The following is a 7522-nucleotide window of genomic DNA, read 5'->3' as shown; positions in this document are numbered from 1 at the left end:
GTCTGGATCGTCGGCAGCGACTGCAGGATGACCTGGAACGGCGTGCCGGCCGGCAGATCGCCGGTCAACTGGTCGGGGATGTCGACCACTGCCTCGCGCAGGTCCGAACGCGCCACGGTGACGATGGTCTGCCCGGGCGAAACCGTCTGGCCAACTTCGGCGCCGACGGCGGTGACGACGCCGTCGAAATCAGAAAACAGCCTGGCATAACCGAGCTGCTCCTGCGATTTCGCCAGCGAAGCCTTGGCCCGCTCGACACGGGCTTCCGCGGCCTTGCGTGCCTGCTGCGCTGCGTCGAAGACCGACTGCGGCGTATTGGCAGAGGTCAGCAACTGGCGCTGGCGTTCCTCGCTGGCGGCGGCATTGGCGAATTGCGCCTCGGCATTGGAGAGTTCGGCCTTGGCAGCCTGGACTGCCAGCTCCAGCGCGGTTGGGTCGAGTGCGGCGATCGTCGTGCCCTTGCTGACGGTGTCGCCGACCTTGACGTCGCGCGAGACGACGCGGCCGAGCAGGCGGAAGGCAAGATCGGCGCTGACCTGTGGCTCGACCGAGCCGGCGAAACCGAAAGTCTGCGTGGTGCGCGGCTCGACCACGACCGACAGCACCGGTCGGACGATTTGCGGCGGTTTTTCGTCCGATTTCGAACAGGCGGAAAGCGCGGCAAGGCCAAGCAGGACGGGTAGCAGCCGCTTCATTGCCCTGCTCCCGATATCTCGACCGTCTGGCCGGGGCTGAGCAATTGCCCGCCTGATGTAACGACGCTCTGGCCTTCGTTCAGGCCCTCGGCGATGACGACGGTACCCGAATCGAACGCCAGTACCTCGACCGGCGCCGCCGTCACCGCCTTGGTCGCGGGATCGACGATCCAGACCGCCGGCTTACCAGCGCTCGATGTCAAGGCCTGCCAGGGCAACAGGATCGCCTTCGCCGGCTTGGCGCCGACCGAGCCGATGACGGCCGCCCCCAGCGGCATCCCGGCCGGCGTGTCGGGAATGGCGACCTTGACCCTGATCGAGCCCGAAGCCGGGTCGACTGCCGGCGAGATTTCGCGCACCTTGCCCGTCGCGCGGACCTGCGGGTCGGACAACAGCGTGATCGTTACCGCCGGTGAAGCCGGCGTTTTGGCGACCAGCGTCTCCTGCACGTTGAACACCGCGTCGCGGTCGCCGTCCTCGGCGACGGTGAAGACGGTCTGCGCCGCCTGCACCACCTGGCCGGTTTCGACCTGGCGTGCGGTAATAACGCCTGCCGCACCGGCCTTGAGTTCGGTGAAGGACAGATTCTGCTGGGCATTGGCGAATGCGCTCCGCGCGGCATCGACGCTGCCTTGCGCGACTTTCAGTGCCTGGTCGGCCGCGTCATAGTCGCGCCTGGTGGTGAAGCCCTGGGCAAGCAGCGTCCTTTGCCGTTCGAAGGTAGCCGCGGCCTGTGTCAATTGTGCCTGCGCGGCATCGAGATCGGCCTGCGCGGAGCGCAAATCGGACTCCTGCTCCTGCGGATCGATACGGGCAAGCACCGTCCCCTGATCGACATGCTGGCCGACATCGACAAGCCGCTCCGCGACGCGTCCGCCAACCCGGAACGAAAGATTGTTCAACGTACGCGCCGCGATCACCCCGGTCAGCGAGGTTCTCGGCGCATAATCGGCCATCGCCACCGTTTCGGTGCGCACCATGACCGGCAGCTTCTTGTCCGCCGCCTCCTGCTTCTGGCAACCGGCGAGCAGCGCCAGGACCGTGCAGGCGAGAATTGAAGCGGCTGGACAAGACAAAAGGCTGGGAGTTTTAGCGGATGGCGGCGAGACGGACGATGTCGCGTTGCTGCTCATGGCTCCCCTCGGCCGCGCGCCGGTCGCTGATCGCGATCCCCTCGCGGAGATAAGGAGGATAATCGATCCCGGAAAAAAGGAAACCGGTCTCGTACGCCTCTCGCCGGACTGGTTAAGTCAGGCCCAATCGACGCTGTGATGGTGTCGGCTTGAGGAAAATCTGAAATAAGGCCAGAAGGGAATTCAACGGCATCAAAACAGAACGGGCCCCATCTCGATGAGGGATGGCCCGGTGAGGGATATCATGAAGAACTCCGCCATTTCCGAACGCAAGAACCAGTCGATCTCGCGCGGCGTCGGCATGACCACGCAGATCTACGCCGACCGGGCCGAGAACTCGGAGATCTGGGATGTCGAGGGCCGCCGCTATATCGACTTCTCCTCGGGCATCGCCGTCGTCAACACCGGCCACCGCCATCCCAGGGTAATCGAGGCGGTCAAGGCGCAACTCGACCGCTTCACCCACACCTGTCATCAGGTCGTGCCCTATGAGAGCTATGTGCGGCTGGCCGAACGGTTGAACGCCATGCTGCCCGGCAAGTTCGAGAAGAAGACCATCTTCGTCACCACCGGCGCCGAGGCGGTGGAGAACGCCATCAAGATCGCTCGCAACGCCACCGGCCGCCAGGCCGTCATCGCCTTCGGCGGCGGCTTCCATGGCCGCACCTTCATGGGCATGGCGCTGACCGGCAAGGTCGTGCCCTACAAGGTTGGCTTCGGAGCCATGCCGGGCGACGTCTACCACGTGCCGTTCCCCGTGCAACTGCATGGTGTCTCGGTCGCCGATTCGCTTGCCGCGCTCGACAAGCTGTTCAAGGCGGATGTCGATCCGGCCCGCGTCGCCGCGATCATCATCGAGCCGGTTCAGGGCGAGGGCGGCTTCTACGACGCGCCGCGTGAACTGCTGACGGCGCTGCGCAAGCTCTGCGACCAGCACGGCATGCTGTTGATCGCCGACGAAGTGCAGACCGGCTTTGCCCGCACCGGCAAGATGTTCGCCATGGACCATCACGAGGTGGCCGCCGACATCACCACCATGGCCAAGAGCCTGGCTGGCGGCTTCCCGCTGTCGGCCGTCACTGGCCGCGCCGAGATCATGGACGCGCCCGGCCCCGGTGGCCTCGGCGGCACCTATGGCGGCAGCCCGATCGGCGTCGCCGCCGCGCACGCCGTGCTCGATGTGATCGAGGACGAAAAGCTCTGCGACCGCGCCAACACACTGGGTGCGCGCTTGAAGCAGCGTCTGCAGTCGATCCGTGACGACGTGCCCGAGATTGTCGACATCAGGGGTTTGGGCTTCATGAACGCGGTGGAGTTCAACGACGTCAAGAAGGGCCTGCCGTCGGCCGAGATCGCCAACGCGATCCGCCTGAAAGCGCTCGACAAGGGCCTGATCCTGCTGACCTGCGGCGTCTACGGCAACGTCATCCGCTTCCTGGCGCCGATCACCATCCAGGACGAGGTCATGAACGAAGCGCTCGACATTCTGGAAAGCTCGATCCGCGAGGTCTGCGCCGCCTGAACGGCGCTTACCTTCTCCCTGTCACTACACGGGGAGAAGGTGCCGGCAGGCGGATGAGGGGCGGCGCGGACGTCTGAATTGACTCCTGTCGCCAATACCGCCTCGTCTCGGCCAGCAGATTGTGCCTATTTGACCTGCGCTCGGTTTCGCAGTGCTTCGAAATAGCCATCATCAACCGAGGGACCCGGTTCGGATGACGCGCCCTCAAGGAGCAGATGCCGAAGCCGTTGACGGTCTTGATCGCGGCGGATCAACTCACCGAAATATTCGCTCGTCACGGGCGGGCTCCATGTTCTGGAACGTCGCCAGTGCCGCCTTCAGCCCGTCCGGGCCTGCGGCCACCATCTGCGGCGATGGCGAAAAACCGGCACCGAGCATCTTGCGGCCAAGCATGTGGTCGCCGGGGCGGTTGACGGATTCGATGCCGAGCAGCCGGTCACCGGCATAGTGGTAGATCGAGAATTTGTTGTCGCGCAGGTCGCCGAGCACGACATGGCTGTCGCCGCCGGCGGTCAGGCCAACCATTTGCAGCTTCATGTCGCCAATGTCGGACCAGAACCATGGCACCGCTGAATAGGCGTCGATGTGACCGGTAATTGTCCGGGCGGCGAGCCGCGCCTGGTCGGTGGCGTTCTGCACCGATTCCAGCCTGACATCGCCGCCGGTGAACCAGTGCCGATACGAGGCGGCGTCGCCGATGGCCAGAATCTCCGGCACCGAACTGCGCATCTGATGATCGACGCGGATGCCGTTGGCGACAGCAAGGCCCGCGGCTTGCGCCAGTTCGACATTCGGCACGGCGCCGATGCCGACCACGACCATGCGCGCCGGCAGCCTTTCGCCAGACGAGGTGATCGCGGCCGTGACCTTGCCGTCTTCGCCTTCGAGCCTTGAGATCGAGGTTCCGGTCAGGATGCGCACGCCGGTCGCTTCCAGCCTTTGCCGGACATGGCTCGCCACCACCGGCGCCACGGCGCGGCCGAGCAGCCGGTCGACTGCTTCGACAACCGTCACGGTGCGACCGGCCGCCCGCAGCGTCGCGGCGATCTCCAGCCCGATAAAGCCGCCGCCGAGGATGACGATATCTTCGCTCTCAGCGCTCAGCTCCCGGATCAGCCGCGCGTCGGCCAGCGAGCGCAGCGACACCACGCCCGACAGATCGGAGCCTGGCAGCGGCAGGGCGCGCGGGCGCGATCCGGTCGCCAGGATCAGATTGTCGAAGGCAAGTGCGCCGCCGCCGGCAATGTCGAGACCGTGGCGGCCGGCATCGATGCGCTCGATCCGGATCCCAGGCCGGTAGTCGATGGCGCTGCCGGTGTAGAAGGCCTCGCCCCGAAGCGGTTGAGGCTTGGCTTCGGCATCCTTGATGAAGGTCTTCGAGAGCGGCGGCTTGTGGTAGGGCAGTTCGTTCTCGTCGCCGACCAGGATCACCGGCCCATCATAGCCATCCTCGCGCAGACTGGCGGCCGCCTGCACGCCCGCATGACCCGCACCGACAATTACCACGCCGTTCTTCATCGCATTCCGATCCCGATCGATCCTAGGACGTCTCGCCAAGTGGCAATTGTCTGACGCCGCCGCAAGAGAGGGTTTGCGGGTCGCACCCGGGACGGCGACTGTCAATCGTACAGTTCGGCCGCAAAGCCGATGCAGCGGGCGCGTAAAGTTGACCATCGTAGTTTAGAATAATTCTAAACTATTGTTTCAATTGGCTTTTCCAGTAATTTTCATTGACTTCCATCGCACTCGAAGCTTTAAGGAAGCCGCGCATTGGCGCATCCCTTTGATGTCTGGGCCTTGAACCCGTTCGATTGGAGGCATTTTGGTGTCTTTTTTCCCTGAGCCGCGCGATCGCGCGGCATGTCTTGCGCCCAACGGCATGAATGTGGCCTGGCGCGGGTTGGCGCGTGCGCCGCTTAGAAAATTTCCGAGGAACTGGAGAGCGATAATGACAGCACGATATGGCGGCAGGCTGGCGGCGATCGGCGCCACGGCGCTGCTGACGGCAGCGGTGTTCGTGCTGCCTGCCAAGGCGGAAACCGATGCCAAGGCGGTCATCAAGACCTATGCCGACATCGGGCTTGCCAAATATGAGGATTCGCTGACCACGGCGCAGGCGCTCGACAAGGCGGTCGACGCGCTGCTTGCCAACCCGTCGGCGGAAACGCTCAATGCCGCCCGCGACGCCTGGAAGGCATCGCGCGTGCCCTACCAGCAGACCGAGGTCTACCGCTTCGGCAACAAGATCGTCGATGACTGGGAAGGTGAGGTGAATTCCTGGCCGCTGGACGAAGGCCTGATCGACTATGTCGCCAAGAGCTACGGCACCGAGTCGGACGCGAATTCGCTCTATACGGCCAATGTGATCGCCAACAAGGAGATCGAGATCAACGGCAAACAGGTCGATGCCTCGAAGCTTTCGCCGGAATTCCTCTCCGGCACGCTGCAGCAGGCCGGCGGCGTCGAGGCCAACGTCGCCACTGGCTATCACGCCATCGAATTCCTGCTCTGGGGCCAGGACCTGCACGGCACCGGTCCGGGCGCCGGCCAGCGTCCCTATACGGATTACGACCTGAAGAACTGCACCGGAGGCAATTGCGACCGTCGCGCAGAGTACCTGAAGTCGGCGACCGGCCTTCTGGTCTCGGACCTCCAGAAGATGGTCAACGACTGGAAGGAAGACGGTGCGGCGCGCAAGAACCTGGTCGATGGCGAGCCGAACACCGCCATCTCGGTGATCTTCACCGGCATGGGTTCGCTCTCCTACGGCGAACTGGCCGGCGAGCGCATGAAGCTCGGCCTGCTGCTGCACGATCCGGAAGAGGAGCATGACTGCTTCTCCGACAACACCTACAACTCTCATCTCTATGATGCCGTCGGCATCCGCGCCGCCTATCTCGCCAGCTACACGCGCCTGGACGGCACCGTCGTTTCGGGTCCGTCGGTGCACGACATGGTGAAAGCGGCCGATCCGGCAATCGACAAGGAGCTGTCCGACAAGCTCGATGTCACCGTCGCCAAGATGGAAGCGATCAAGGCGCGAGCCGAGGCCGGCGAGGCCTACGACCAGCAGATCGCCGAGGGCAATACCGCGGGCAATGCCACCGTTCAGGCGGCAATCGACGCATTGATCGACCAGACCAAGTCGATCGAACGCGCCGTTGGCGTGCTGAAGCTCAATGCCATCGCCTTCGAAGGCTCCGACAGCCTCGACGCACCCGACAAGGTGTTCAAGTAAGCCTGCCACCCCCAGCCAAACGGCGCCGCACGGGCGCCGTCAGCCAGAGCGACGAAATGCTGATCTGCCATTGCAACATCATCACCGAGAAGGAGATCGAGCAGACGATCATCGGCCTGCTGGATCAGGATCCCTGGCAGCTCATCGTGCCGGCAAAGGTCTATCACGCCATGCACAAACGTGGCCGCTGTTGCGGCTGCTTCCCAAATGTGGTCGAAACGATCATTCGGGTCACCGAGAACTACCACGCCCGCTCGCAGGCGAGCGGCGTGGACATCGTTTCACATCTGGATCGCGTCAGAGGCCTGCGCGTCCAATACGGGAGCAGAGCCCATGAAAGGCGAACCACAGATCATCGAGCGGCTTAACGAGGCTCTTTTTCTGGAGCTCGGCGCCGTCAACCAATATTGGGTGCATTTCCGTCTGCTCGAGGATTGGGGATACGCCAAGCTGGCCAAGAAGGAGCGGGCGGAATCGATCGAGGAGATGCACCACGCCGACAAGCTGGTCGCCCGCATCATCTTCCTTGAAGGCCACCCCAACCTGCAATCCGTGGCGCCGCTGCGCATCGGCCAGAACGTCAAGGAAGTGCTCGAATCCGACCTTGCCGGTGAGTATGACGCGCGCACTGCTTACAAGCGCTCGCGCGAAATCTGCGAGGAAGCGGGCGACTATGTGACGATGAAACTGTTCGAGGAACTGCTGACCGATGAGGAAAGCCATATCGACTTCCTCGAGACGCAGCTCGACCTGCTGGCCTCGATCGGCGAGGAAAAATACGGCCAGCTCAACGCCGCATCGGCGGACGAGGCGGACTGAGGATATGCGGGAATGCGGCGCCTCTTAAACTTCCCGCGCCGCTTGCGGCGGGCAAAAGCCCCGCTGCCCCTCCGGAAAACACCAGCCATATCGGCTGGTCGGCGCGGTGTCATTT

General features: G+C 63.9%; 8 protein-coding genes. 5 read left to right on the top strand and 3 right to left on the bottom strand.

Annotation, left to right across the window (positions count from 1 at the left end; translation table 11 throughout):
* On the bottom strand, positions 1-695 hold a 695-nt coding region (locus EOA36_RS20800; RefSeq protein WP_127279222.1), incomplete at its 3' end, for an efflux RND transporter periplasmic adaptor subunit.
* Complete coding sequence (locus EOA36_RS20795) at positions 692-1675, bottom strand: efflux RND transporter periplasmic adaptor subunit (RefSeq protein ID WP_245464421.1); 984 nt, start codon at positions 1673-1675, stop codon at positions 692-694. The genes EOA36_RS20800 and EOA36_RS20795, both read right to left, overlap by 4 nt.
* Here EOA36_RS20795 and EOA36_RS38375 point away from each other — a divergent pair.
* Both EOA36_RS38375 and EOA36_RS20790 read left to right on the top strand, forming a co-directional pair.
* On the top strand, positions 1674-1967 hold the full coding sequence (locus tag EOA36_RS38375; protein WP_245464420.1) for a hypothetical protein: 294 nt from the start codon (positions 1674-1676) through the stop codon (positions 1965-1967). The two genes, EOA36_RS20795 and EOA36_RS38375, sit on opposite strands and share 2 nt — an antisense overlap.
* Before the next feature lie 105 nt (positions 1968-2072).
* The gene (locus EOA36_RS20790; RefSeq protein ID WP_127279220.1) at positions 2073-3350 is read left to right on the top strand and encodes a 4-aminobutyrate--2-oxoglutarate transaminase; all 1278 of its coding nucleotides are present in this window, start codon (positions 2073-2075) and stop codon (positions 3348-3350) included.
* Between the two features lie 255 nt (positions 3351-3605).
* Here EOA36_RS20790 and EOA36_RS20780 read toward each other — a convergent pair whose 3' ends face one another.
* Entirely contained in the window at positions 3606-4868 is a 1263-nt protein-coding gene (locus EOA36_RS20780; protein ID WP_127279219.1) for an FAD-dependent oxidoreductase, read from the bottom strand.
* A gap of 430 nt (positions 4869-5298) precedes the next feature.
* On the opposite strand from EOA36_RS20780, the gene EOA36_RS20775 reads away from it, so the two are divergent.
* Genes EOA36_RS20775 through bfr form a run of 3 tightly spaced genes read left to right on the top strand, consistent with a single transcriptional unit; the run spans position 5299 to position 7407 of the window.
* Positions 5299-6588 (top strand): imelysin family protein, encoded by a 1290-nt coding sequence (locus EOA36_RS20775; RefSeq protein ID WP_127279218.1) that lies wholly within the window; start codon positions 5299-5301, stop codon positions 6586-6588.
* Positions 6589-6644: 56 nt separating this feature from the next.
* Positions 6645-6956, top strand: coding sequence for a (2Fe-2S)-binding protein (locus EOA36_RS20770; protein WP_127279217.1), 312 nt, complete (start codon positions 6645-6647; stop codon positions 6954-6956).
* On the top strand, positions 6922-7407 hold the full coding sequence (gene bfr, locus EOA36_RS20765; protein WP_127279216.1) for a bacterioferritin: 486 nt from the start codon (positions 6922-6924) through the stop codon (positions 7405-7407). The genes EOA36_RS20770 and bfr overlap by 35 nt, the downstream gene beginning before the upstream one ends.
* Positions 7408-7522 lie beyond the last annotated feature (115 nt).

Source organism: Mesorhizobium sp. M8A.F.Ca.ET.021.01.1.1, from assembly GCF_003998025.1.
Classification (GTDB): Bacteria; Pseudomonadota; Alphaproteobacteria; order Rhizobiales; family Rhizobiaceae; genus Mesorhizobium.
Note: the sequence above shows the minus strand (reverse complement) of the source record. Positions and strands in the feature narration are given on the sequence as shown.

Bases quoted from the DNA above. Each gene is read 5' to 3' on its own strand.
- EOA36_RS20780 (WP_127279219.1), bottom strand. From the start codon at position 4,868: ATGAAGAACGGCGTGGTAATTGTCGGTGCGGGTCATGCGGGCGTGCAG.
- EOA36_RS20790 (WP_127279220.1), top strand. From the start codon at position 2,073: ATGAAGAACTCCGCCATTTCCGAACGCAAGAACCAGTCGATCTCGCGC.
- EOA36_RS20770 (WP_127279217.1), top strand. From the start codon at position 6,645: ATGCTGATCTGCCATTGCAACATCATCACCGAGAAGGAGATCGAGCAG.
- EOA36_RS20775 (WP_127279218.1), top strand. From the start codon at position 5,299: ATGACAGCACGATATGGCGGCAGGCTGGCGGCGATCGGCGCCACGGCG.
- EOA36_RS20795 (WP_245464421.1), bottom strand. From the start codon at position 1,675: ATGGTGCGCACCGAAACGGTGGCGATGGCCGATTATGCGCCGAGAACC.
- bfr (WP_127279216.1), top strand. From the start codon at position 6,922: ATGAAAGGCGAACCACAGATCATCGAGCGGCTTAACGAGGCTCTTTTT.
- EOA36_RS38375 (WP_245464420.1), top strand. From the start codon at position 1,674: ATGACCGGCAGCTTCTTGTCCGCCGCCTCCTGCTTCTGGCAACCGGCG.